19 protein-coding genes and 1 tRNA gene are annotated in these 24,953 nt (G+C 43.7%); 11 read left to right on the top strand and 9 right to left on the bottom strand.

Annotated features, from left to right (window positions below; all coding sequences use genetic code 11):
• Positions 1 to 186: 186 nt before the first annotated feature.
• Both ABNE31_RS02640 and ABNE31_RS02635 read left to right on the top strand, forming a co-directional pair.
• Positions 187 to 2,049: a sodium:proton antiporter gene (locus tag ABNE31_RS02640; protein WP_349352271.1), complete on the top strand. Its 1,863-nt coding sequence runs from the start codon at positions 187 to 189 to the stop codon at positions 2,047 to 2,049.
• Between the two features lie 540 nt (positions 2,050 to 2,589).
• Positions 2,590 to 2,838, top strand: coding sequence for a hypothetical protein (locus tag ABNE31_RS02635; RefSeq protein ID WP_349352270.1), 249 nt, complete (start codon positions 2,590 to 2,592; stop codon positions 2,836 to 2,838).
• Between the two features lie 216 nt (positions 2,839 to 3,054).
• Here the strand turns inward: ABNE31_RS02635 and lepA are convergent, their stop codons facing one another.
• Positions 3,055 to 4,851, bottom strand: a complete 1,797-nt coding sequence (gene lepA / locus ABNE31_RS02630) for a translation elongation factor 4 (protein WP_179383207.1) — start codon at positions 4,849 to 4,851, stop codon at positions 3,055 to 3,057.
• A 151-nt stretch (positions 4,852 to 5,002) separates the two neighbouring features.
• Between lepA and ABNE31_RS02625 the strand changes: the two genes are divergently transcribed.
• Positions 5,003 to 7,423: an outer membrane beta-barrel protein gene (locus ABNE31_RS02625; protein ID WP_349352269.1), complete on the top strand. Its 2,421-nt coding sequence runs from the start codon at positions 5,003 to 5,005 to the stop codon at positions 7,421 to 7,423.
• A 51-nt stretch (positions 7,424 to 7,474) separates the two neighbouring features.
• Complete coding sequence (dusB, locus tag ABNE31_RS02620) at positions 7,475 to 8,467, top strand: tRNA dihydrouridine synthase DusB (RefSeq protein WP_179383205.1); 993 nt, start codon at positions 7,475 to 7,477, stop codon at positions 8,465 to 8,467.
• Here the strand turns inward: dusB and ABNE31_RS02615 are convergent.
• Together ABNE31_RS02615 and rbfA are read right to left on the bottom strand one after the other, a co-directional pair.
• A complete protein-coding gene (locus tag ABNE31_RS02615; RefSeq protein WP_349352268.1) occupies positions 8,464 to 9,669 on the bottom strand; it encodes an FtsX-like permease family protein in 1,206 nt (401 codons plus the stop codon). The genes dusB and ABNE31_RS02615 overlap by 4 nt on opposite strands.
• Before the next feature lie 2 nt (positions 9,670 to 9,671).
• Positions 9,672 to 10,067 (bottom strand): 30S ribosome-binding factor RbfA, encoded by a 396-nt coding sequence (rbfA, locus tag ABNE31_RS02610; protein ID WP_119607165.1) that lies wholly within the window; start codon positions 10,065 to 10,067, stop codon positions 9,672 to 9,674.
• A 101-nt stretch (positions 10,068 to 10,168) separates the two neighbouring features.
• On the opposite strand from rbfA, the gene mce reads away from it, so the two are divergent.
• Both mce and ABNE31_RS02600 read left to right on the top strand, forming a co-directional pair.
• Positions 10,169 to 10,576 (top strand): methylmalonyl-CoA epimerase, encoded by a 408-nt coding sequence (gene mce / locus ABNE31_RS02605; RefSeq protein ID WP_349352267.1) that lies wholly within the window; start codon positions 10,169 to 10,171, stop codon positions 10,574 to 10,576.
• A gap of 55 nt (positions 10,577 to 10,631) precedes the next feature.
• Positions 10,632 to 10,705 (top strand) — tRNA-Ile (locus tag ABNE31_RS02600).
• Positions 10,706 to 10,771: 66 nt separating this feature from the next.
• On the opposite strand, the gene ABNE31_RS02595 is transcribed toward ABNE31_RS02600, so the two are convergent.
• From ABNE31_RS02595 to ABNE31_RS02570, 6 genes are read right to left on the bottom strand one after another with little or no spacing between them, the layout of a single operon-like run.
• Positions 10,772 to 14,461: an HsdR family type I site-specific deoxyribonuclease gene (locus ABNE31_RS02595; protein ID WP_349352266.1), complete on the bottom strand. Its 3,690-nt coding sequence runs from the start codon at positions 14,459 to 14,461 to the stop codon at positions 10,772 to 10,774.
• A gap of 3 nt (positions 14,462 to 14,464) precedes the next feature.
• Entirely contained in the window at positions 14,465 to 15,556 is a 1,092-nt protein-coding gene (locus ABNE31_RS02590; RefSeq protein ID WP_349352265.1) for a HigA family addiction module antitoxin, read from the bottom strand.
• Between the two features lie 23 nt (positions 15,557 to 15,579).
• On the bottom strand, positions 15,580 to 15,918 hold the full coding sequence (locus ABNE31_RS02585; RefSeq protein WP_349352264.1) for a killer suppression protein HigA: 339 nt from the start codon (positions 15,916 to 15,918) through the stop codon (positions 15,580 to 15,582).
• Positions 15,919 to 15,966: 48 nt separating this feature from the next.
• Entirely contained in the window at positions 15,967 to 17,109 is a 1,143-nt protein-coding gene (locus ABNE31_RS02580) for a restriction endonuclease subunit S (RefSeq protein ID WP_349352263.1), read from the bottom strand.
• On the bottom strand, positions 17,102 to 18,361 hold the full coding sequence (locus tag ABNE31_RS02575) for an N-6 DNA methylase (RefSeq protein WP_349352262.1): 1,260 nt from the start codon (positions 18,359 to 18,361) through the stop codon (positions 17,102 to 17,104). Before ABNE31_RS02575 ends, ABNE31_RS02580 begins: the two co-directional genes overlap by 8 nt.
• Positions 18,362 to 18,403: 42 nt before the next feature.
• Positions 18,404 to 18,676 carry a type I restriction-modification system subunit M N-terminal domain-containing protein gene (locus ABNE31_RS02570; protein ID WP_349352261.1) on the bottom strand — a complete coding sequence of 91 codons (273 nt, stop codon included), beginning with the start codon at positions 18,674 to 18,676 and terminating at the stop codon, positions 18,404 to 18,406.
• 213 nt (positions 18,677 to 18,889) lie between these two features.
• Between ABNE31_RS02570 and ABNE31_RS02565 the strand changes: the two genes are divergently transcribed.
• From ABNE31_RS02565 to ABNE31_RS02545, 5 genes are all read left to right on the top strand, one after another.
• Entirely contained in the window at positions 18,890 to 21,307 is a 2,418-nt protein-coding gene (locus tag ABNE31_RS02565) for a hypothetical protein (protein ID WP_349352260.1), read from the top strand.
• An 80-nt stretch (positions 21,308 to 21,387) separates the two neighbouring features.
• A complete protein-coding gene (locus ABNE31_RS02560) occupies positions 21,388 to 22,479 on the top strand; it encodes a HAMP domain-containing sensor histidine kinase (RefSeq protein WP_349352259.1) in 1,092 nt (363 codons plus the stop codon).
• A gap of 5 nt (positions 22,480 to 22,484) precedes the next feature.
• A complete protein-coding gene (locus tag ABNE31_RS02555) occupies positions 22,485 to 23,810 on the top strand; it encodes a sigma-54 dependent transcriptional regulator (RefSeq protein ID WP_349352258.1) in 1,326 nt (441 codons plus the stop codon).
• A 206-nt stretch (positions 23,811 to 24,016) separates the two neighbouring features.
• Positions 24,017 to 24,433 (top strand): GreA/GreB family elongation factor, encoded by a 417-nt coding sequence (locus ABNE31_RS02550; RefSeq protein ID WP_349352257.1) that lies wholly within the window; start codon positions 24,017 to 24,019, stop codon positions 24,431 to 24,433.
• A gap of 33 nt (positions 24,434 to 24,466) precedes the next feature.
• Positions 24,467 to 24,826 carry a hypothetical protein gene (locus ABNE31_RS02545; protein ID WP_349352256.1) on the top strand — a complete coding sequence of 120 codons (360 nt, stop codon included), beginning with the start codon at positions 24,467 to 24,469 and terminating at the stop codon, positions 24,824 to 24,826.
• Positions 24,827 to 24,953 lie beyond the last annotated feature (127 nt).

The following is a 24,953-nucleotide window of genomic DNA, read 5'->3' as shown; positions in this document are numbered from 1 at the left end:
GCACGCCCCAAATGCCGAAAAAATAAAGATATATTGGCCGTAATTTAACAAAAAAGCGACCAGTAAAGGCCAAAAATGAATGTCGTTCCCAAAACGATCAAGCGATTGGCGGCGGGAAACAGTAGAGCGTTGGGCAAAGGGTCAATATCTAAAAGAAAAACAGTAAATTTCCACAAAACTTAGACCATGCTCGAACTTGCAGGAATCATAATTCTTGGAATTATTGCACAATGGGTGGCCTGGCGATTTAAATTGCCCGCAATTTTGCCCTTGATATTGATTGGTTTGTTGGTAGGGCCTATTGCCACCCTATATACGGAAGACGGATCAAAATTGATAGAACCTATCTGGAACGGCGAAAAGGGCCTGTTCCCCGGGGAAGGGCTCTATTCCTTTGTTTCGCTGGCCATTAGCGTCATCCTTTTTGAAGGTGGCCTAACGCTCAAGAGAGCTGAAATATCCAATGTGGGGCCCGTGATTACCAAGCTGATCACCGTTGGTACCATCGTTACCTTTTTTGGCGCCGGTGTTGCGGCCCATTATATTTTTGGCCTCTCATGGCAGATTTCCTTTTTGTTCTCCGGTCTGATCATTGTAACCGGCCCGACGGTAATTACCCCGATTTTAAGGAACATTCCCTTAAAAAAGGATGTCTCTGCCGTTTTAAAGTGGGAAGGTATCCTAATCGACCCTATCGGAGCGTTGGTTGCGGTATTGGTTTTTGAGTTTATCAGTGTGGGAGAGGGGCAGGCCTTTACCCAGACCGCTTTGGTGGAGTTTGGAAAGATTATCCTTTTTGGGACCACCTTCGGATTCACCTTTGCGCATGCGTTGGCCTTTGCCATCAAAAGGGATTTTATTCCGCATTATTTGCTGAACGTGGTTTCCCTGTCAACAGTACTATTGGTGTATGTGGAATCGGACCTGTTTGCGCACGAATCGGGACTATTGGCCGTTGTGGTCATGGGTATGGTGATGGGCAATATGAACTTGCCGAACCTAAAAGAATTGCTCTATTTTAAGGAATCATTGAGCGTACTTTTGATTTCCATTCTCTTTATCCTGCTGGCGGCCAATATCAATATCAGTGATATGGAGTTGATTTACAATTGGAACACAGTCATCCTTTTTGCGGTCATTGTTTTTCTCATAAGGCCCATAGGGGTGTTCTTGAGTTCGCAAGGGTCCAATTTAAAGTTCAACGAAAAACTCTTTATCGGTTGGGTAGGGCCTCGAGGAATCGTTGCGGCCGGTATTGCTTCCCTTTTTGGTTCAAAACTGATGCAACGGGGCGAACCCGGAGCCGAATATATTACCCCTTTGGTATTCATGATCGTGTTGGGAACGGTACTGTTGAATGCGACCACCGCCCGTGTATTTGCAAAATTGGTGGGTGTGTTTTTGAAGAAATCGGAAGGTATATTGATTATCGGTGCTTCCAGACTCTCGAGATTGATAGGGAACTACCTTAGAAAGAACAACAGGCACGTGGTGTTGATAGACAACAACCAAAACAATGTGGACAAGGCCAAAAAATTGGGGTTGGAAGCCATAACGGCCAATATTTTTTCCGATACGCTAACGGATAACATCGAACTGAACGATATGGGTTATTTGATGGCATTGACCGGCAATTCGGACATCAACAAATTTGCCATCAAAAAATTCCAACGACAATTTGGTGAAAATGGAGCTTTCCGCTTGGTGAACACTGAGGAAGTAAATGACCCTGATAACAATCCGAAGGAAGGGCTATTTTCACACACGGACGATTTTATCCAGTTAATGGACACGGTTCGCAAGCATCCTACCATCCACGAAATCGAACTGGAGGACAAAGAACATTATGACAAGCTTATCGATATAACCTACGAAGACCGCGATATTGTTCCCTTATTTACCAAATCCCCAGATGGCAGTATCGAGATCATCCCTGCAAACAGCAAGGACTTTACACCCAAAGGGGAAGGCTACAAGCTGGTGTACCTAGGCAAAATATTGGAAAATGACGAAACCCAAGAAGATGAGAATGATGAAAATGAAGAATGAAACGGGCTAACCAATTAAAGCTATTAATACTCCACCGTAGCTTTCTTTGAAGAATAAATATTGGTTTCTTTACGGGTTTTCTTAGGGTAGAAAATTTTCGAAAGAAGCGTTACTACGAAAGTTTTTTTTTGCGAAACAGACTCCCACGACCTTTTAGCAAGATTTTTGTGAACCAAAAAAGTACACACCAAGAAAATTCAACCATTGTATCGGGCTTATGGACTTGTTAATCAATACTTGAAACAATTTTGCCACAAACAGCCGATTTCTTCTTAATATGAGATTCACTCCTTAATGGCTGTTTGATAATTATGTCAATAGCTAGACTTTTTGTGGAAAATTAGGACCAAGAAAAGACCGCTATAAGGATTAACACCATGCGATGTAATAAAAAAGCCACAAGAAAAAATCTGTAAATGCATTCGTCAATTCATATGGGGCATTGATCAATTCAAAGGGGTCATTTGTCAATTAAGGGGCAAATAAAAGTTTGGACATAGCTATTTTGGCGAATTATAAACCAAATAGATTTCTTTAAAAATGAAAAAACTAGTACTGACAACCCTTATTGTTGCAACTTTAATTACAGCGTGCTCTAAAGATGACGATAAACCAACCAAAGAATGTGAATCTTGTACTCTTCAAGGAAATAAAGTGGAAGTATGCGATAACGCTGACGGCACTTGGACACTATCCGTTGCCGGTTCTACAACAACAACAGACCCCAAGCTTTTAGGGGCCGAAGGATTAACGCCTAAAGAGTATGCCCAATCATTGTGTTCAAATTAATGGCATGTTCAAAAAGAGGCCGAAGGAAAAATTTTCTTCGGCCTCTTTTATTAGAGCACATTTCCATAGGGACAACTTGTTGTGAGTTAAGTTTTGAAATACATGGAAATAGCTGTTAAGTCTTTGATAGGGTAGTCATAAAAACAAGAAAGGGATAGCGTGGAGGAGTTCCATTTCTGAATCAAATCAAAACTAGAGCCTAAAGAGAAGACCTTATTAATCGTTCAATTTAAGAACGGCCATAAAGGCTTGCTGTGGTATTTCCACATTGCCTACTTGGCGCATCCTCTTTTTACCCTTTTTCTGCTTCTCCAAAAGTTTACGTTTACGCGATATATCTCCACCGTAACACTTGGCGGTCACGTCCTTTCTCAAGGCTTTGATGGTTTCCCTTGAAATGATCTTGGAACCGATGGCGGCCTGTATTGGAATATCGAACTGTTGTCTTGGGATGAGTTCCTTTAGTTTTTCGCACATCTTTTTACCAATGTGGTAGGCATTGTCAAAGTGAACCAATGCAGAAAGCGCATCAACGGGTTGCGCATTCAGCAGGATGTCCACCCGTACCAATTTAGACGTGCGCATGCCAATGGGGGAATAATCAAAAGAAGCATATCCTTTGGAAACCGTCTTCAAACGGTCATAAAAATCAAAAACGATTTCAGCCAAGGGCATATCAAAGATCAACTCGACCCGCTCGGTGGTCAAATAGGTCTGGTTAACGATTTGTCCACGCTTTTCAATGCAAAGTGACATCACATTGCCCACAAAGTCGGCCTTGGTGATAATGGTCGCCTTAATATAGGGCTCCTCTACCCGGTCAATGGTCGATGGGTCCGGTAGATCGGAGGGATTGTTAACGATAATGGGTTTTTCATCACCTTTGGTGGTGTAGGCGTGGTAGCTTACGTTGGGCACCGTAGTGATCACGGTCATATCGAACTCACGTTCCAAACGCTCTTGAATGATCTCCATATGCAACATGCCCAAGAATCCACAACGAAAACCGAAGCCCAGAGCAGCACTACTTTCAGGTGTAAACACCAGCGAAGCGTCATTCAATTGCAATTTTTCCATGGAAGACCGCAAATCCTCAAAATCTTCAGTGTCTACGGGATAGATTCCAGCAAAAACCATGGGCTTTACGTCCTCAAAACCACTGATGGGGTTTTTGGTAGGGTTGGCCGAATCGGTGATGGTATCACCCACTTTTACCTCGCGTGCATCTTTTATACCGGTGATCAAATAGCCCACATCCCCTGTCGAAATCTTGTTTTTGGGATGCTGGGTCAGCTTTAGGGTACCAATTTCGTCCGCTTCGTAGGATCTTCCCGTAGCGACGAATTTAATTTTTTGGCCTTTGGTGATTTCTCCGTTTACAACCCTAAAATAGGTTTCCACCCCTCTAAAAGGATTATACACGGAATCAAAAACAAGGGCCTGCAACGGCTCGTCACGGTTCCCTTTTGGTGGGGGAATACGGTCGATGATCGCCGTTAATATTTCTTCAATACCCAATCCTGTTTTGGCACTGGCTGGAATCACCTCTTCCGGCTTGCAGCCCAAAAGGTCCACAATATCATCCGTTACTTCTTCGGGATTGGCACTGGGAAGGTCCACTTTGTTGAGTACGGGGATAATCTCCAAATCATTTTCCAACGCCAAATAGAGGTTGGAAATAGTCTGAGCCTGAATACTCTGGGCGGCATCTACCACCAAAAGCGCTCCTTCGCAGGCCGCAATGGAACGTGACACTTCGTATGAGAAATCGACGTGTCCGGGAGTGTCGATCAGGTTGAGCACATACTTTTCACCGTTGTGCTCGTAATCCATTTGAATGGCGTGGCTCTTAATGGTTATTCCACGTTCGCGCTCCAGGTCCATGCTGTCGAGCAATTGGTCCTGTTTCTCGCGTTCGGTCACCGAGCCGGTAAAATCCAACAAACGGTCGGCCAAGGTACTTTTACCGTGGTCAATATGTGCAATGATGCAAAAATTCCTGATCTTCTCCATAACAATAATAAGATACCCTAAAAAAGGGATTTTATCAACTGCAAATATAATTGTTTTACATACCCATAAAGGGTTTTTTATCAATAAGAAAATAAGGGGCTATTTCGCTCAAAAATAATTTCTTAGATTTGAGGTTCAACCCAAACCTCTAATGAAGAACCTCACCACCGTACTTATATGGGTGCTCCTATCCTTAGGTGGCGCTTATGGCCAAACCTTTAAGATTACCGGAAAGGTGGTGGACGAGCAGAACCAGATAATACCTTACGCCAATATTTTGCTGTTAAAGGCTACGGATTCCACCTTTGTTCAAGGAAGTTCGGCCAATGAGGAAGGCTTTTTTGAGCTTTTGCAAGTCGAGCCCAACCTGTATCTGCTGCAAGCGAGTTATGTGGGCAGGGGCTCCGAACCCAGAGCATTGGACATTAAAAAGGACGTATCCCTCGGTGCTTTGATCATTCCCATGGAGAGCAATGAATTGGATGAGGTAGTGGTCACGGCTCAGCGTCCCAAACTCCAACGATTGCCGGACAGACTGGTCTTTACGGTGGAAAACACAGTGGTTTCGCAGGGAACCTCATGGGACATCCTTAAAAATACGCCCGGCGTTATCGTCAATCAGGATAATTTGATGATACGCGGCCAAAATGCCACGGTCTACCTCAATGATAGAAAGGTGCAGCTATCAGGGCAGGAGGTACAGGATCTGCTGCAAGGGCTTTCGGGAACCAACATCAAGTCGGTGGAAGTGATAGCCAATCCACCCGCCCGCTATGATGCCGAGGGTGGACCGATTTTGAACATTGTCACTAGCAAAAACATTGTTCCCGGCTATAAGGGTAGTGTAAATGGATCCTTCACCCAGGCGGTATTCCCCAAGTACAGTATCGGGACGAGCCATTATTACAAAACGGATAAACTCAATCTGTTTGCCAATTACACCATCAACCCCCAAAAAGAGGTCAATAAAACCAAAAAGGGCATCAGTTTTATCGATGATACCAATTCGATTTTCTCCGTTTGGGACACAGATTACAATCAAACGGACCGCTCGCAGTCGCAAAATGCCAGTTTTATCCTCGATTATGATTTTGATGACCGCAATAGTCTCAATCTGACCTCCAACCTGTTGTTCAATCTGGACCAAGAGCAACAGACCCTGCTCAGGAACGAAATCAGCAATGCGCAGGCTGAGTTGGATTCGACCTTCACCACCCAGAACAATGCCAACATGGACAATACCAACTTGGCCTTCGACCTTACTTACGTGCACAAACTCAAAAAACCCGGTGCGCAAATTCGGGCCAACGGTCATTACACCTATTTTAACGGGGAGACGTTCCAACGATTGGCCTCCGATTATTTTGATGCGGACGGCACTTTTTTAAGGGATTTTGGTTTTGATTCGGAAACCGACCAAAACATTCAAATTTTTACAGGTCAAATCGACTACGCTACGCCCATCGGAAATGCCTCTTTTGAATCGGGAGTGAAATATTCATCGATATATTCCGAAAACAAGCTCGATTTTTTCAATTTCAACGGTTCGAGCAATACAGTTGATGCCTCCCTCTCCGATGAGTATACCTACGATGAGAAAGTCTACGCTGCGTATTTGAGCTTTGTGAAGAACTGGGAAAAATGGTCCATGAAATTGGGTGTGCGCGGTGAGTTGACACAGGCCGAAGGTATTTCGGAGACCTTAGATCAGGTAAATACGCAGGACTTTTTTGAGCCGTTCCCTTCCCTGTACCTGCTTTACTCGCCATCGGACAAGCATAGCTTTTCCTTTGATTATGGAAGAAATATTAACCGACCCAAGTACAACGACCTGAATCCTTTCCGATTTTTTTACAACGAGAACGACTTTGAGGAAGGAAATCCGGGTTTGAGGCCAAGTTTTAGCAATAACTTCAACTTCAACTACACGCTCAACAGTGAGTACTTCTTTGATGTATACTATCGCGATAATGGCCGGAACATAGCCTATTTGGTATTTCAGGACAATGAGAACCAAACCTTGGTAGAGTTGAAACAGAACGTACTGGAAAGTAAATCCTATGGATTGGATTTTACCTTGAGCAAGTCCATTTTGAATCCGTGGTTCCTGTACGCCTATACTTCGTTGTTTCATGAAGAGGAAACATTTTTGGCCGAGGAAAGCGGCAATGTACCCTTCACCAACGAGGTGAATGGGGTCTACGCTTATTTGGGCAATTACTTGACCCTTTCCAAAGATGGAACCTTTACCGGGGAAGTCGCCGCCACCTATGTATCGCAATTTCTCTTTGGCTCTTACGTGTCCGATGAGCAGTTTAATTTGACGCTTGGCCTTCGCAAGACCTTGTTTGACAATAAGATAGTGCTTTCACTTGCCGCAGAGGATATCTTGGAGCAGTATGTGCCCACCTATCGTTCGCAATACCTGAATCAGGACAATTTTTATCGTAGACGCCCCGAAACACAGTTCATCCGTTTTGGATTCACCTATAATTTTGGGAACTTTAGGTTGGAGGATAACCAAAGAGGTATCGATAAAAACGAACGCGACCGACTGCAATCGCAGAACTAAGTTTGGATTTGCCGCCTATTTTGTACTTTTGCAGTCCAAAAAACAAAGGATTTGCCAAAAATTGGAAACATAGAACTACCTGATTTTCCGCTTCTTCTAGCTCCCATGGAAGATGTGAGCGACCCTCCTTTTCGAAAACTGTGCAAGGAGCAGGGTGCCGATGTGGTGTATACGGAGTTTATCTCTTCGGAAGGATTGATTAGGGACGCCGCCAAAAGTGTCATTAAGCTCGACATTTACGAAAAAGAGCGGCCCGTAGGCATCCAAATTTTTGGCGCCGAATTGGATTCGATGCTCCAAGCCGTGGATATTGTGGAAAAATCGAACCCAGACATCATCGACATCAATTTTGGCTGTCCCGTAAAAAAGGTGGTCTGTAAAAATGCAGGGGCCGGTATTTTGCGCGACATTCCTTTGATGGTCAAACTCACCGAAGAAATTGTAAAGCGAACCAAATTGCCCGTTACCGTAAAAACGCGATTGGGATGGGACAACAGTTCCATTAAAATTGTTGAGGTCGCAGAGCGCTTACAGGACGTTGGGATACAGGCCATTTCCATTCACGGACGTACCCGTGTGCAGATGTACAAGGGCGAAGCCGACTGGAAACCCATTGCCGAGGTGAAGAACAACCAACGTATGCACATTCCAGTATTTGGCAACGGGGATGTGGATACGCCAGAAGCCGCAGTGAAAATGCGCGACGAATTTGGACTGGACGGAGCCATGATCGGTAGGGCAAGCATTGGTTATCCATGGTTCTTTAATGAGGTGAAACACTACTTTAAAACAGGGGAGCATTTGGCACCTCCCTCCATGCAAGAACGGGTGGATGCCGCCCGTAGGCACTTACAGATGGCCATTGACTGGAAAGGGGAAAAACTAGGCGTTTTTGAAACCCGTAGGCACTACACCAATTATTTTAAGGGCATACCACACTTTAAGGAATACCGCATGAAAATGGTGACCAGTGACGATGCCGCCGATGTTTTTGCCGCTTTTGACGAGGTGGAAGAGAAGTTCGGCGATTTCCAGTTCGCTTAAGCGGAAATCAACTTTTCGTTGATTCGGCTGCTCGCGATTTTTGAGGAGATAAAGCCCAATACCACAATCGTTCCGATAACAATCAAGATATTGATGATATTGAATTCTACGGGATAAGCCAGGGTAGGTGTAATCTTCAACCAACCGAATGCCAATTGTGATCCAATCAGAAGTGTACCGATCAACACACCGATCAATCCACCAAAGGAAGTGACCAAGATGCCTTGGATAAAATAAATACGCCTCAGTTCTTTAATGGTGGTTCCCAAGCTGTACAGTGTTTTGGAATTTTGTTGTTTGTCCAAAATCATCATGATAATGGCCCCGACCACATTGAAAAGGGCAATGATCAACACCAAGGTAAAAATCAAATAGGTGGCTAAATTTTCGGTGTTCAGCATCCGATATAGTGAGGTATTTTGCTCCCTACGCGTTAAAACGGACACCTTATCGCCCAAGACTTCCTTTATGGCGTTACGGACATCATCCGCAGAGGCCTTTTCCACCAATTTAAAATTGATACCGGAAATCTCGGTAGAGTCCTTTTGCAGCAGCTCTTGCACAATGGGGAGTTGGGCAAACACATACTTTTTATCCAAGCTTTCTTCCACGGCATACACTCCGCTCACCACTAGGGCCAGATCATCATACGGTTTGGCATTGAGGCCTTGTTGGGAAAAGGACCCTTCGCCTGGTTTGGGCACAAGGACTTCCATTGCCGTGCGGTTGTTCATCGGAACACCCAGCAAATTATAGATGCCGATACCGATAACGCCACTATAGACATCCGAACCCCAATTCCCAAAAATCAGGGTACTGTCGACCCCAGTAACGGCTCGGTAATGCTCATCCACTCCTTTAATGTAGGCAATGGTACTTTTCTCTTTATAGGTAAGGTAGGCCCGCTCCTCCAATTCTTTGGCATAGTTGGCCAGTCCCTCGATGTTGGCAAGGGCCAATTCTTCATCCGCCGACACGGTAAAATGCTTCCCGATGGTGGGCGAAGCCTTTAAATCGGGATCAAAGGTGTTGGAAAAGGAAAGGCTGAAGGTCCGTAGCCCTGCAAAAGCGGAAAGCACGATAAAAAGTGCTGCGGAACCGATCACAATCACCAAAAAAGTGATGAAATTGATGATGTTCACCGCATTCTGGCTGCTTTTGGAACGCAAGTAGCGCTTTGCGATATACAGGGGAAAGTTCAAAATCAGGATTTCTTGCGTTTGTCGAGCAGGTCCCTATTCTCGATAGGGTTTTCCTCTCGCTTCAGCGATTTCTCAATTCCTTCGATGTACTCCAACGAATCGTCCAGATAAAAGTTGAGTTCTGGCACACGACGTAGTTGGTGCTTGGTGCGCTGGGCCAGTTCGTATCGGATGGCTACTTGGTTTTCTTTAATACCTTCCAACAATTCCTTGGCGCCTTTGTTCGGAAAAATGCTGACATATACCTTGGCCAAGGACAGGTCTACGGTCACGGAAACTTTGGACACCGAGATCAAAGTTCCCTTAAGGCCACCGTCGGTCGCAGCACGTTGTAGGATATCGGCCAAATCCTTTTGAATGATTCCCGCTATTTTTTTCTGTCTTTGTGTTTCCTCCATACTGCAAAAATAAGCGAATTAATGACTAACGTCACAGGATTAACCATTTACAGTGCGTAATTTTGAAAAAAGCTACGTATTTTAAAGCTATGGATACTTCTATGGACAAAATTGAACACATCGGCATTGCCGTAAAGGATTTAGAGGCTTCCAACGCCTTGTTTGCCAAACTTTTCGGGGTGCCTCATTATAAAGTAGAGGAAGTGGCCTCGGAAGGGGTAAGGACTTCCTTTTTTAAATCGGGGCCCAATAAAATTGAACTGTTGGAGGCCACAAAACCGGATAGCCCCATTGCCAAGTTTGTAGAGAAAAAAGGGGAGGGCATTCACCATATCGCATTTGCGGTGGAGGACATTGTTTCGGAACTGGAGCGATTGAAAGGTGAGGGCTTTGTAGTGTTGAACGAAACCCCCAAAAAAGGGGCAGACAACAAGTTGGTGGCTTTTTTGCACCCAAAGGGCACAAATGGCGTTTTGGTGGAGCTATGCCAAGAAATAAAAGAGGGCTAGTGGGAAAACCTTGCGCTGTAGAAAAATAAACACTAATATTGCATCCGCAAAATGCGGTCCTATAGCTCAGTTGGTTAGAGCACCTGACTCATAATCAGGTGGTCCCTGGTTCGAGCCCAGGTGGGACCACATCATTTAAAAAACCCGTGCTGATTATGTACGGGTTTTTTTGTTCTAGGCAAGAAAGAATCTTTTCTAAATGCCAGTCAACTCCTTCGCAATCGCTTCCGCTTGTTTCAATACCGTTTCTGTCGCCAGTTTTTGCATATCTGGTGGATAGCCGTATTGTCTCAAAGTCCGCTTGATGATTACTTTCAATTTCGCTCGTACGCTTTCTTTAATTGTCCAGTCAATGGAAGCGTTTTGCTTTACTCGTTCGGTCAAAATCACAGCGAGTTCTCTCAGCTTGTCTTGCTGCATGAGTTGTTTTGCTGAGTCGTTGTTCGCTACTGCGGTGTAGAAAGCATATTCAAAGTCAGAGAGTCCAAGCTTTTTGGCTTCACTATCCATGTTCACGATTTCCTTACTCAACTTGATGAGTTCGTCCATCACTTCGGCTGCCGTCAAAATCTTGTTGTGGTATTTCTTGATGGAATTCTCCAACATTTCTTTGAGCGACTTACTCTTTACCAAGTTCTTTTTGGAACGAGCTTTTATCTCATCATTAAGCAGCTTTTTCAAAACTTCCAGAGCAACGTTCTTGTGTTCCATTCCTTTGAGTTCCATCAGAAAGTCTTCGGATAGAATGGAAATGTCAGGTTTCTTGATTCCTGCTGCATCAAAAACGTCAATCACTTGTTCAGAAACCAAGGCTTGGTCAATAACCTGACGAATAGTCGTCTCAATTTCTTCATCGGTTCTGCCTGAACCTGTACCGTCAAACTTGGCTAAACGTGCTTTAACTGCTTGAAAAAATGAAACTTCATCTTTTACGTCCATTGCTTGCTCGTGTGGAACGGCAATCGCAAAGGCTTTGGACAATGCAGTTACTTCATTGATGTATCGTTTCTTACCGTCTTCGAGTCCGAGAATGTGTTCTTCGGCAGCAAGTATCATGGAAAGTTTTTGTCCTGTTTCCGCTTGGAAATAATCTTCATACGGAAAACCGCTGTACATCTGCGAAACCACTTCCAGTTTTTCGAGCATCAATTCAACCGCCTGTGCTTGAGCAATGGTTGGGTCGCCTTTTCCACCTGCATCGGAATAGAACGAAAGTGCTTTCTTCAAATCAGAGGCAATACCCAAATAATCAACCACCAAGCCACCTGGCTTGTCTTTGTACACTCGGTTTACCCGTGCAATGGCTTGCATCAGGTTGTGGCCTTTCATCGGTTTGTCGATGTAAAGCGTGTGCATACTCGGTGCATCAAAGCCTGTGAGCCACATATCCCTAACAATTACCAGTTTCAATTCATCGTCTGGGTCTTTCATTCGGTCGGCAAGCGTTCTTCTTTGTTGTTTGGTGGTGTGGTGTTTGGCGATTTTTGGCCCATCCGAAGATGATGAAGTCATTACGACTTTAATCACACCTTTGTCCAAATCATCTGAATGCCATTCAGGCTTTAGTTTGATGATTTCCTCATACAAATCAGCGGCAATTCTTCTTGACATGGCCACAATCATTCCTTTACCTTCAAATACTTCCTGGCGTTGACCAAAATGCTGAATGATGTCGTTAGCTACATTCTTAATGCGGTTTTCACTGCCGATTAAGGCTTCCAATTGTGTCCATTTGGCTTTTGCTTTTTGGGTTTCGGTGAGTTCTTCACCGTCCAACTCATCATCCAGTTCCTCAACCAGCTTTTTGCCTTCTTCGCTCAGGTTCACTTTCGCCAATCGGCTTTCGTAATAAATGCGAACGGTCGCACCGTCTTCAACTGCTTGGGCAATGTCATAGACATCAATATAGTTTCCAAAAACGGCAGGGGTGTTTACATCGGTGCTTTCAATAGGTGTTCCTGTAAAACCGATGTATGTGGCATTAGGCAAAGCATCACGCATGTACTTGGCAAAACCGTACACAGTTTTCTTACCAATCACATTGCCATGCTCGTCTTTGTCATCCACGGTTTTGGCTTTGAAACCGTATTGTGTTCGGTGGGCTTCATCAGCGATTACCACTATGTTTTCCCGTTCCGAAAGCGTTTCATACACATTGCCTTCTTCGGGCGAGAATTTTTGAATGGTGGTAAAAATCACACCGCCAGAAGCCACTTTCAGTTTTTCCTTTAGGTCGTTTCGGTTTTCAATCTGCTTCGGTTCTTGACGCAATAGCTGTGTGGAAGAAGCAAACGTATCAAAGAGTTGGTCGTCCAAATCGTTACGGTCGGTGATGACAACAACGGTAGGATTGTCCAAGGCCAATACGATTTTACCCGTGAAAAACACCATGGAAAGGGATTTACCACTTCCTTGGGTATGCCAAACTACACCACCTTTTCGGTCACCTTTGGGTTGTGATTTTACACCTGCCACACCATAGCTTTCAGGCGATTCCATCACAAAATTCCCCTCCTGTGGAGGGGTGCCTGAAAGGCGGGGTGGTTTGTTTGTGTTCGACAGAGCTGGGTGGTCATAAAGCATATTCATTACACTTGACATTTGCTTCATGACATCATTCACTGGTATATGAATAACCGTCAATCCGAGTGACTCTAAATAAGCATCTCGCTCAGCATCGTATTCCACTTTATTATCATGACTACTGCCATCAATTTCGACTACAACTCCACAATTAGCACAATAGAAATCAACGATATAGTTGCCAATGATTTTCTGACGGTCAAAATCAAAACCTTTAAATTGTTTATTTTTTACTTGATTCCAGAAAAGGACCTCTGGAAGGTTTCCTGCTTTTCGAAGTTCACGTGCTCGTTCCTTTAGTTTTGGGTTATAAGGAAGTGAGAAGTAGTTTTTAGTGGCTCTGCTAATTTCTTTGATTCTGGGATTAGGAACCACCCCGGTCTGCGACCACCCCTCCACAGGAGGGGAATTGTGCCCCGTAGCTCTGATAGCAGATTCCACCGCTCGGTTTACGGCATAGTATTGATGGTAGGCGGCTAATTTTTTGACGGTTGAAATGGTGGTAACGCCTGTTTTGGCATCTTCTTTTTTGGACTTTTCAAAAACGATGAAATGCCGAACCAAATCCAGCAAGGTTTCTTTGTTGAGCATGCCATTGATGAGCGTTTCCATTTGGCTTACCAAGTGCGAAGCTTCTTCTTTGCCGTCTGCCGATTTCCACGCCATAAAACGGCTCATGCCCGATGAAAGAGTTCCTGCTCTGGCTTCCAGTCCGTCTGAAATAATCGTGAACGCATTGTATGTAAACAGACTTGGAATGACCGCTTTGTAGGTTTCTATTTGACGAAAAGCAGATTTGATTGTGGCGTTTTCATCTGCTGCATTTTTGAGTTCGATGACCACCAAAGGAATTCCATTGACAAAGAGAATGACATCAGGGCGTTTGTTTACGCCATCTTCTACCACCGTAAACTGGTTGGCAACTATGAAGTCGTTGTTTTCGGGTGTGTTAAAGTCGATTAACCACACCAAATCTCCTCTTTGTTGTCCATCTTTTTGATAGCTGACTTTGATTCCTTCGGTCAATAAGCGATGAAAGCTCTCATTATTGGTCAGTAACTCTGGCGAATGGATCCGCTGAATTTCTTTGATGGCTTCTTCCTGTGCAGCAGATGGCACGGTTGGATTAATTCTTCGCACGGCTTCTGCCATGCGATGGGTGAGTAGGATTTCTTCGTATGAACTCCGCTCGGGATTTTCGCCATCATGGGCAATACTTGGTGCATAGATGTATTCATAGCCCAAATGCTCCAACAATTTGATGGCAAAATCTTCTATGCTATGTTCAGTTATTCTTGTCAAGGCTTATGCTAACTCTACAGGTTCAATAAACTGTCTTCCTACTGAGTAGTGCAATAGTTTCTTATGGTGCAAACGACCTATGATGATGGCAGGATGCGTGTTGAATTTTTCAGCAAATTCCAGCACATCATCTTCGGTAAGTGAATATCGTTGTATGATTTCTTCTTCTTGCTCATTTGAAAGGGTCCATTTGACTGCAAAGTTGTTTGCTTCTTCCTCCTTTGCCAAGTCTTTATCTGAATAATCAACGTCTTCAAGAAAGATGTCCTTTTTCCCATGAAGGATGATATGGCCTGCTTCATGAAAAAATGTAAACCAAAAGCTGTCATTTCTTTTGTACCGGCCTGATAATTGAATGAGTGGCGTGTCACCAAGCCATCGTGTACTTCCGTTTATAGGTGCTTTTTTAATATTGGGTGTATGCACCACTTTTACACCTGCTTCTAAACAAAGTGCTTGTAGCTTTTCAAAGAAGTTTGCAGGATGCGCTGCCATGATGCTTTTAATTTCAGGCAAGGCATCTTTAAACAACCTCTCATTGTATGGCATTTTAGGCAACTCAGCGGCCTGTAGTTCACCTTTGCGTAACCATGCTGATATCGCGTAGGGTTCTTTGGTATGAGCAAGAGAAATACGAAAAGCCACTTTAAGCTGCTGATTAAAGTAGTAGTCCTCCCAAGCTGCGTGACTGCTGATGCCGAAAAAAGCCAATAACTCGGATGTTTTCTCCAAAATGGAGGGTCTAGCAGGAATCCATTCTTTTTTGACCAAATCCGAATAAGGGAATGATTTTGCCCACTCTGTTGCTTCTTGAAGCAGTTCTTGGCGTTCTTCTCTTGCCATGTATTCATCATAATTACGCTGCATATTCAGCCAAAAGTGAGCAGGAATTTTGAGTACATGTTCAAATTGCACCGCCATTTCTGGTGTGATGCTGCTTTTGCCTTTGAGTATCGCTATTACCGTTTTTTCGGGCTTGCCTGTACGGATAGCAAATTCTTTCGGTCCCATACCCAGTTCCTCCAACTTTTCAGCTAGCGTTTCGCCAGGATGAAAAGCTATTTGCGGATGATATTGATTTGTTTTAGTTGCCATGTGTTCTGCCTTTGTCTTGTTCCTTATTTGCCGTGATAGTTGGTGATCTCTATGATTTCCACCCCTTTGATTTCAAGCCAGATGTATTTTCCATCTTCATCTGTGGGAATGGGTTGTTCGTGTGGCTCAAAAACCAGCCTGTACGGTTGGTCAAGATCGCAGGCCCACTGTCCTTTACGGTCACCTGTGAGTTCATGATAATGCCCAGGCAAGTATCGAACGTCTTCCAGGGTTAGGGCGTTGTGCAGGTCGCCAAGCCTTTTGTTGTATAGCTTTGCACGAATTGGCCCCATCTGCTTTTGGCACTTCTTAAAGTCGTTCGCCAGTTTTTCCAGCTTTTTATCGTCAAAGGTTATTTTCACAACAAAGATATAATTATTTTGATTGACAGCAAATGTAAGTCAAAATATTTAGTCAGACAGCCGCACCTCCCTAAAGTTCGACAAGCTCACCTCCCCACTCATCAACTTCGGCAGCAGCGTATCCCGCAGGGCGGTTAGGGTACGGATTTGGGTATAATTTGCTTTAATTTTCTGCATCATAGGGTCAACTTCTGCATGAAACCTGTCAATGTTTTCGTTCACAGAAATTTCCAAACTTTTGATAAGAACCTGACTAATATTTTGCTGAGCAGAGCCGACTGCTCTGCTTTTTAGTTCGTCAACATTTGCTTTGATAGTGTGGTAAATAAATGTGTATGGGAATTCATCATTAGGAAGACAAGCACAAATAGCTTGATTACATGTGGCTTCCTGACCAATAATTGCAAATTGACCTACCGTAGCCCCATACATTGCAATTAATACACTGTTCTCAGGCAATAACTTCGCACTCGACTTTTTCAGTGCTTCTAATGTGATTTTTTCTTCTGTATCGAAAATGTAGCCACCGTTTAGCTCTTTGGATTTGACCCATTGGTATATACCACCTTCGTAGAAATCCATTCTTTTTCTAGATGGCGTACCGCCTGATGTCGTTCTAATACATTCACCTAGTGGAATTAATTCTGATTCTCGCTCCACAAACCACTGCCTAAACAGCGTCTCCGCCATTTGCTCCAGGGTTTGGTTTTGGCGGTGCAGCAGGTCTATTTTGTCGGTAAGAGATTTAAGAAAGTCTACAATTTCTAAAATGACTTCTTCATCTTCTGGCAGAAATATTGGAATTGAAAGTAAGTTAGATTTACTCAACTTGGGTTGAACAGCCCCAGTAATGAACTCATTGATATTGAGATTTGCGAAATAGTAAACAAGTAAATCGTTAAATTCATCTCGTTTGCCCTTTAAGATATGAGCATGATTATTGACCCAAAATTTACCATCAGCTTTAAAAGCAATTGGGGTTTTTCTTGACTTTAAATTTTCACCATCCTCTGATATTAAGACATGTTCGCCTTCAAATAAATAATCATCTACATAGTCTATAATTCCAGACGCACCATAATATGGAAAATCCCCTTGTCGTTTTTCTCGCTCCAACTTACTGAGCGGGATTCTAAGGGTGTTCTTTACTTCAGCAAAGTCTTCAATCGAATATTGCTTCCACTCACTCATCAATCTTCACTTTTTGAAGGTTAGCAGCAATTCGTTCGTTGAGTTCAGCTTCTTCTTTGAGTTGGGCTTCAAACTCGGCTTTTAGGCTGGTAAAGCGTTCGGCAAAGTCAAAGTCATCTGCTGTGTCTGCCAAGCCTACATAGCGGCCAGGGGTGAGTACATAATCCAATTCAGCTACTCGTTCTTTGGTAGCAGAAGCACAGAAGCCTTTGATGTCTTCATAACCACCCCGCCCGCCTTTGGCGGGCACCCCTCCATTGGAGGGGAATTTGTTGCGCCAGTTGTGGTAGGTGTTGGCAATTTTGGCCACATCATCGGGCATCAGTACTTTGGTGCGCCTATTGATGAGTGTGCCCATATTCCGAGCATCAATGAACAAGATTTCACCCCTTCGATCGCGGAATCTGCCATTGCTACGGTTACGGCTCATAAACCACAGCGAAGCAGGAATTTGGGTATTCAAAAACAACTTGGCAGGCAGGTTTACAATGCAGTCAATCAAATCGGCTTCCACCAGTTCTTTTCTAATTTCGCCTTCACCGCCACTTTTAGAAGTCAAAGCGCCTTTAGCCAATACAAAACCTGCTTGCCCGCTTGGTGCCAAGTGGTACATAAAATGCTGAATCCATGCATAGTTGGCATTACCTGTTGGTGGTGTGCCGTATTTCCAGCGGCCATCGGTACGCAATAAATCACCGCTCCAGTCGCTCACGTTAAACGGTGGGTTGGCAATGATGTAATCCGCTTTCAGGTCTTTGTGGGCGTCATTCAAAAACGAGCCTTCGTTGTTCCACTTCACCTGTGAACTGTCAATGCCTCTAATGGCCAAATTCATTTTTGCCAGTCGCCAAGTGGTTTGGTTGCTTTCCTGTCCGTAAATGGAAATATCATTGATTTTCCCTTGGTGTTCAGTTACAAATTCTTCAGACTGAACAAACATTCCACCTGAACCACAGCAAGGGTCAAACACTCTGCCTTTATAAGGTTCAAGCATTTCCACCAATAGTTCAACTACGCTTCTTGGCGTGTAGAACTGTCCGCCCTTTTTACCTTCTGCCAAGGCAAATTCACCCAGGAAATATTCAAACACATGTCCCAATATATCAGCACTTCGGGCTTTGGCATCACCCAAGGCAATGTTTCCAATCATGTCTATGAGTTCACCTAAACTGGTCGGGTCAAGATTTTGTCGGGCATAGACTTTAGGTAAAACACCTTTCAGCGAAACGTTTTCTTTTTCAATGAAGTCCATGGCTTCATCTACCGACTTTCCAATGGTGGGTTGCTTGGCTTGTTAGAGTAGGTAAGACCAACGGGCTTTCTCTGGCACGAAGAACACATTTTCAGCTTTGTATTCGTCTTTGTCCTCTGGGTCAGCCCCTGCATATTCTCCTTCGCCTGCTTTTAGTTTGTCGTAGAGTTCTTCAAACGCATCTGAGATGTATTTCAGGAATATGAGTCCGAGTACTACGTGTTTGTATTCCGCAGCGTCAATGTTTTTTCTCAGCTTGTCGGCTGCTTTCCAGAGTTGTTTTTCCAACGGTTCTTCAGTGGTTGTCTTTGCCATTCGGTCTATGTGTTCAAATACTATTAGTTAAGGAGCCTTTCCCTTTCGGAAACGAAAGAAAAAATCCCATATTAAAATGAGTTTAGCGGAGGGAAATCAATATTACAAAAAATGTGGGAATATGTTGCACTGGAATTATTGCTAGTGTTGCTATGGAAAACCCCAACCATTTAGGGCTTTTTTATGTTGAGACTGAGCTTTTACCACCCCTCCTTGAAAGAAATTTCTGAAGGCATCTGTTCGGAATACTTAGATAATGTGCTATCTTTAGGGATAGTGATTCGCGCTAGAAACATTATCGTATTCCCCATTCTTTTGATTCTGTCCGTTGTCGCCCTTGGACAAGATGCGGCAAAAGCAGATTCGGAAGCCCCTCCATTGCTTGAAAATATCCATCTACATTTGAACAAAACGGCTTTTTTCAAAGGAGAGCACCTTTGGTTTAAAGCGTATGTGAAAGACCAACGCCAACATTTGCCTTCTTCAACTACTACGAACTTACATGTTGGCATTTTTTCAAAGGAAGGAAAGGCTTTACAAAAGAAAATGCTCCTTGTAAACAATGGTATTTCCTATGGCGATTTTTCCATTGATTCCACCTTTGTTGAGGATTCCTATACGTTGATGGCTTGGACCAACTATATGAAAAACTTTGAGTCGGCCACTCCGTTTCTTCAACAAATCAAGATTGTTGGGAAGACCAAGCAAATGAGCCAGGGCAAGGATGATTTGACAATTCTCGTTCATCCTGAAGGACAACAAATCATTGCAGATGCATACAACAGTGTTGGTTTTACGGTTGTTGATGGGCATAGGCGTCCTATACAAACTAACGACATTTATCTGTTGACTGAAAGCGGCAAACAAATTCAGTCGGATATTCAAACAAACGAGTTGGGCCAAGGCAGGTTTGGCTTTTTTGCCGAACCAAACGAATCCTATTTTTTAAAAATTAAAGGAATAAAAGGGCTTTGGACAACACATCAATTGGAAATTGAACCGCATCAGGGAATTGGAATAAGCGTGGACAATACGGCAAAAGAGGTGGTTGTGATACGTTCCAAAAGATCTAAACCAAGCTTACATGTAAAAGATGGCACAAAATTTTCGATGGCAATTTTTAATCATACGGAGGGCACTTACATGCATCGTTATGAAATCGACCCCAACAACACGCCCATTTCCATTGGCCGCAATCAAATCCCAAGCGGAATCAATACGGCGGTCATTTTGGACGAAGATATGAGCCCCGTATCACAACGAATGTTCTTCAACAAACAAAGTTTGGATATAAAGCCACATTCGGTAAATATCAGTTATTGCTTGACCCAAAACCAAGACTCACTTCAGATAGACCTGATGCTGCCAGAAGGAAATGAACAAGCCAATCTAAGCATATCGGTACTTCCGGTGGAATCAAGAGCATATTACCCTAACAATTCGATAAGTTCATCCTTTTGGGTACAACCTTACCTTCAGCAGCAGTTTCTTGATGGCAGGTATTTTTTTGAAGGCGCAGACCGTTCCAGGGACTATCAAATGGATACGAGGTTGCTCATGGAAGGCAGCCAAAAATTCGGCGAGCTTATGGGCAAAGAACTTAACGAAAACATCACCTACGAATTTGAAGAAAGCATAGCCTTCAGCGGTAAAATTTTGGATGCCGACCTCAAAAGTGAAAAACAGGTTTCGATAATGTCCCAAACGTTCGGTACAGTCAATTTCTTTGATCTTTCATCAAACAAGAACTTTGGGGGGAGACTTCCCTTATTCGAGAACGACTCGGTCTTGGTCAGTGTTTTGGACGAAAAGGGAAAACTCAGAAAGCCAAAAGCAGAACTAAAATTCGATAATCATCGTTTGGATACTTTTGATTATTCTAAATGGTTGGCCAAAAGAAACCAAATTGAACAAGAACCTGCGCTTTTTAAAATAGGGGAAGACCTAGACCTAACCGATAGAACGATATCGCTTGATGAGGTAGTAGTTTCGGAAAAGATAAAGGAGAACACCAAATTCCAGATAACCACCGAAATAGAAGCTAGAATAATTGATAAAACAGCCTTAAGCCAGCACAACTCATTTATAAGTTATATCCAAAAATTGGGCTTTCAGATTCGGCCGAATGTTCAGGAGGGAGGTATTGGCGTTTACGTTTTTAACGCGCCGGGTATCGCGCCGGTGCCCGTCTCGATTGGAGGAGTTCCCGCCAATCCGGGAGACCTTATTTCAATGCCACTTTCATCCATAGCATCAATCGTTTATAATAAGTACGTTATGCCTCATCAAGGGCCATTTATTGCGTTGTCTTTACGATACGACTATGATGAATTGTATGGCAGGGAAGCGCGTTTCACAAGTTTTGCGATTCCTAAAGGGTTCAATCGTCCTCAAGCTTATTTTACCCCCAATTACCCGGATTATAGTTCGTTTTTGTACAAAAGATATGGCGCTATTTGGTGGGAAAGTCAAGTTAAGGTCAGCTCGGAGATACCACATTCAATCACGGTTCCCCTCAACGAACAACAGGAGGTCAAAATAATTATCGAGGGGATGTCGACCCAAGGGCTGTTGTACCACACCGAACAGACCTGCAGTCCGTTTGTGAACGTTGAATCTTCCAACGAGTAGGATTAAATACCTTCAGTGACTTTAGACCATGCAACCCCCAAATCCTAAGAATTCACTAATTTGCTACAAAGGAGAAGAACATGCTCACTGCCGAACAAAAACTTAAGGAACGCATCAAGGAACTCACCTGTTTGTATGAGGTAACATCCCTCATCGTCAACTGCGATTATGACGATATGGAAACGGCGCTACTCGGCATTGTGCAGTGTTTGCAGCGTGCTTGGCAGTTTAATGAGGATACGTACGTGCTCTTATCCAACTCTGATTATTTTATCAAAACCGAGGAGAAAGGAGAAGATTACGTGTTTTTGGAGTCGGTCATAACCGTGTTCAACAAACCTAGAGGTGAAATCAAGGTGGGGTATCCGTCACCGAAATACCAACTCAAGGATTTTTTGGAGGAAGAGCAACAACTGTTGGACAATGTGTGCTTAAAGGTGGGCAACCTATTGGAACGCAAGGAAATCAAAGAAAAGGAAGAGCAGATACGCCGACAGGTGGAACAAGCTGACAGGCTTCGGATATTGGGAGAGATTACGGCCGGTATCGCCCACGAGCTCAACACACCGCTTGCCAACATTCTGGGCTTTACCGAGCTTCTACAGGAACACATAAGTGATGACCCTCAAGCCCTCAAGGATTTGGATAAAATCATCACGAATACGATTTTTTCACGCGAAGTGGTCAAAAAACTGATGTTCTTCGCTTGCGAAATGCCCGAAACAAGGGAAGTCATCAATGTGGTTGAGGTGATAGAAGAGGCCATCAATATGCTGCGGACTACCTTGCGCCAAAATGATGTCTCTTGTGACTTTGAACATTCCGAAGAAACCATTGAACTTCGTATTGATAAAATCCAGCTGACTCAGGTGGTCTTCAACCTTATAGTGAACGCCATCTATTTTGCGCCGCCAAAAAGCACGATTTCAGTCTCATTGGCGATTGAAAAAGAAAATATCATCCTAAAAATTGCCGATCAAGGGCCGGGCATACCGGAAGAATCCAAAGCACATATTTTTGACCCATTTTTTACCACCAAACCTGTGGGTGAAGGTTCTGGATTGGGACTTAGCGTAGTGCACGGCATTGTGCAGAGTCACCAAGGCAGCATTGCAGTTACCCCGAATACCCCGGCAGGCACTATCTTTACCTTGCAATTCCCTAAAAAATAACCACTTTGCTAAAAAAGGAGAACATATTGCTGGTCGATGACGATATCGACATTTTGGAATTGCTGCAACGGCACCTAAAGTCAATGGATTACCATACCTATAAGGCGGTTTCGGTCAAGGAAGCGCTTTATATCCTAAAGGATACAGAGATTGACCTATTGGTGACGGACATCAATATGCCGGAGATCGATGGGCTGGAATTGGTGAAATATGTGGCGGAACATTATCCCCATATGCCCAAGTTGGTGGTGACGGGATTTCCATCTGTCGAAGATGCATCGAGTGTGATCAAGCACGGGGCAACGGATTATTTGACCAAACCTTTTACCAAAGTTGAGCTGGAGCTGGCCGTAAAAAAAGCACTTGCCAGTAAGGAATCAAAGAAAACAGATAAAACACCACCGGCAATACCTGTGGCCACCAACGGGTATTCCGATATGATCGGAAACTCCGAAGCCTTCCAAAAAGTGACCCAAATCATAGATCGGGTAAAAGACAATCGAGCCACGGTCTTGGTTCGCGGCGAAAGCGGAACTGGAAAGGAGCTGGTGGCAAGATCCATTCATTACTCCGGCAAGTTTTCCCGGGCACCCTTTATCGCAGTGAATTGTGGGGCCATTCCCGAGAATCTGTTGGAGGCCGAACTTTTTGGCTATACCAAAGGTGCATTCACGGGCGCCAACGAGAATCGTGATGGCTTTTTTCAGGCGGCGCACAGGGGCACTATTTTTTTGGATGAAATCGGAAATGCCTCCTTGCCTGTTCAAAATAGGTTGCTACGTGTGCTCCAAGAAAAGGAAGTCACCAAAATAGGCTCTCAAAAACCCGAAAAATTGGACGTTCGTGTCATTGCCGCCACCAACAGTGATTTGGACGAACTGATTCAGAAAAAAACCTTTAGGGAAGATCTTTTTTATCGATTATCGGTTGTGACCGTTGAGGTGCCGCCGCTGAGGGAGCGACCTTCGGATATTCCGCTGCTGGTGGAGCAATTTCTCCAAAAGTACGGAGTAGAGTACAAAGACCGCTTTGTTCGTATTACTGATGATGCCCTTGAAGTTTTAAAACGATATTCTTGGCCAGGCAATATCCGTGAACTGGAAAATGTGGTGCAGCGGGCCGTGATTATGTGCGATGGCGAAATCACATTGCAGCATCTGCCCGATGTGCTCAAGTACAAAATCGATTTCCCTAAAAAGGGATTCAAAACACTCCAACAAAAAGAAAAGGAATACATTCAAGAAGTGCTCCTTTCCACACAGGGCAACAAAACCAAAGCTGCCGAAATTTTGGGCATCAATCGTAAAACACTACGCGAAAAATTGAAATAATCACTGGGGCATTTCGCCCCTACCGGGTAAAAATTACCCGAACTCACGTTTCATTCATTTCATATTAAAAAAGTTTAAGTAACTCATAATCAAATTTTTACCAGTTTTATCCCAGGGTTGTTCTTTCGAATGGCACGCGCTTTGCCTTTATATGGTCAAAATGTTGGGATGCTGTTTGAGCTCCCTGATTTTGATAAGAACTGGAAATGAAATACGGAAGCCTTATCATGGAAAAGAAGGATTATCTAACGTTGAAACGAATACTGAACTTTCACAGGTATTATGAGGACTATGCCCATAAAGATGCTTTGGAGCAATTGGGCGATAGGATTGACAAAGCATTGGTGGAAGATGATTCCGATATGCCCGACGATGTGGTTCGATTGAACTCCAAAGTAACAGTGGAGTTCCTGCATGGCGAAAGGAAAACGTTTCAACTGGTCCCATCGACTCGGGACGATCTTAAAAAGAATATGATTTCCGTAGTGAGTACGCTGGGAGCGAGTTTGGTCGGACTTGCGGTGGACGATCGAATACAGTTAGGCCTTCCATCAGATATCAAATCCTTTAAGATAGTCGGCGTAGAACAGTCGCACCAAGTATCATCCAGTTTTGATTTATGAAAATTAATTGTAAACCTTAAATATTAGATAGTTATGAGAAAAATAATTTTAGCACTTCTGTTCGTGGTAGCAACCACAAATATCAATGCACAAAACGCAAATCCCCAAGATATAAAAGTTGGTGATGTGTTGGAAATTGGTAAGCCGGACACCCCAAAGTTCAAGCACATTGATTTCCCGAGAGCCAACTTCATCATTAAAAAAGGAGGCATTGCCAATTATAAAACAGTGGTTGGAAACAAGGTTGTGGTAACCGACATTAAAGAGAAAAAAGATGGCACCGTAGTGGTCAAAATCAAAAAAACCGATGGTAAAAGATTTTTTAACAGTCACCCTGTTGTTAAAGCAGATTTGAAAGATGCACTTGAGTCTGGCGAGTTAAGTGTACTATAGTTGATTGATGATTTCCGCTCAGCTTAAGGCAATAGGTTTGCTCAATTAGAATGGTTAGCTAATGGCTGGGCGGATTTATTTTAATAAATTAACGCTCAATAGAAACAAGAAAAGCAAGAAAATGCCA

Origin of the sequence: Flagellimonas sp. MMG031 (assembly GCF_040112705.1) — a bacterium.
GTDB lineage: Bacteria > Bacteroidota > Bacteroidia > Flavobacteriales > Flavobacteriaceae > Flagellimonas.
Note: the sequence above shows the minus strand (reverse complement) of the source record. Positions and strands in the feature narration are given on the sequence as shown.

Excerpts from the sequence above, each read along its gene's own strand:
- ABNE31_RS02640 (WP_349352271.1), top strand. The coding sequence starts at position 187 with ATGCTCGAACTTGCAGGAATCATAATTCTTGGAATTATTGCACAATGG.
- ABNE31_RS02635 (WP_349352270.1), top strand. The coding sequence starts at position 2,590 with ATGAAAAAACTAGTACTGACAACCCTTATTGTTGCAACTTTAATTACA.
- lepA (WP_179383207.1), bottom strand. The coding sequence starts at position 4,851 with ATGGAGAAGATCAGGAATTTTTGCATCATTGCACATATTGACCACGGT.
- ABNE31_RS02625 (WP_349352269.1), top strand. The coding sequence starts at position 5,003 with ATGAAGAACCTCACCACCGTACTTATATGGGTGCTCCTATCCTTAGGT.
- rbfA (WP_119607165.1), bottom strand. The coding sequence starts at position 10,067 with ATGGAGGAAACACAAAGACAGAAAAAAATAGCGGGAATCATTCAAAAG.
- mce (WP_349352267.1), top strand. The coding sequence starts at position 10,169 with ATGGACAAAATTGAACACATCGGCATTGCCGTAAAGGATTTAGAGGCT.
- ABNE31_RS02590 (WP_349352265.1), bottom strand. The coding sequence starts at position 15,556 with ATGGCAACTAAAACAAATCAATATCATCCGCAAATAGCTTTTCATCCT.
- ABNE31_RS02580 (WP_349352263.1), bottom strand. The coding sequence starts at position 17,109 with ATGAGTGAGTGGAAGCAATATTCGATTGAAGACTTTGCTGAAGTAAAG.
- ABNE31_RS02575 (WP_349352262.1), bottom strand. The coding sequence starts at position 18,361 with ATGGACTTCATTGAAAAAGAAAACGTTTCGCTGAAAGGTGTTTTACCT.
- ABNE31_RS02570 (WP_349352261.1), bottom strand. The coding sequence starts at position 18,676 with ATGGCAAAGACAACCACTGAAGAACCGTTGGAAAAACAACTCTGGAAA.
- ABNE31_RS02560 (WP_349352259.1), top strand. The coding sequence starts at position 21,388 with ATGCTCACTGCCGAACAAAAACTTAAGGAACGCATCAAGGAACTCACC.
- ABNE31_RS02550 (WP_349352257.1), top strand. The coding sequence starts at position 24,017 with ATGAAATACGGAAGCCTTATCATGGAAAAGAAGGATTATCTAACGTTG.
- ABNE31_RS02545 (WP_349352256.1), top strand. The coding sequence starts at position 24,467 with ATGAGAAAAATAATTTTAGCACTTCTGTTCGTGGTAGCAACCACAAAT.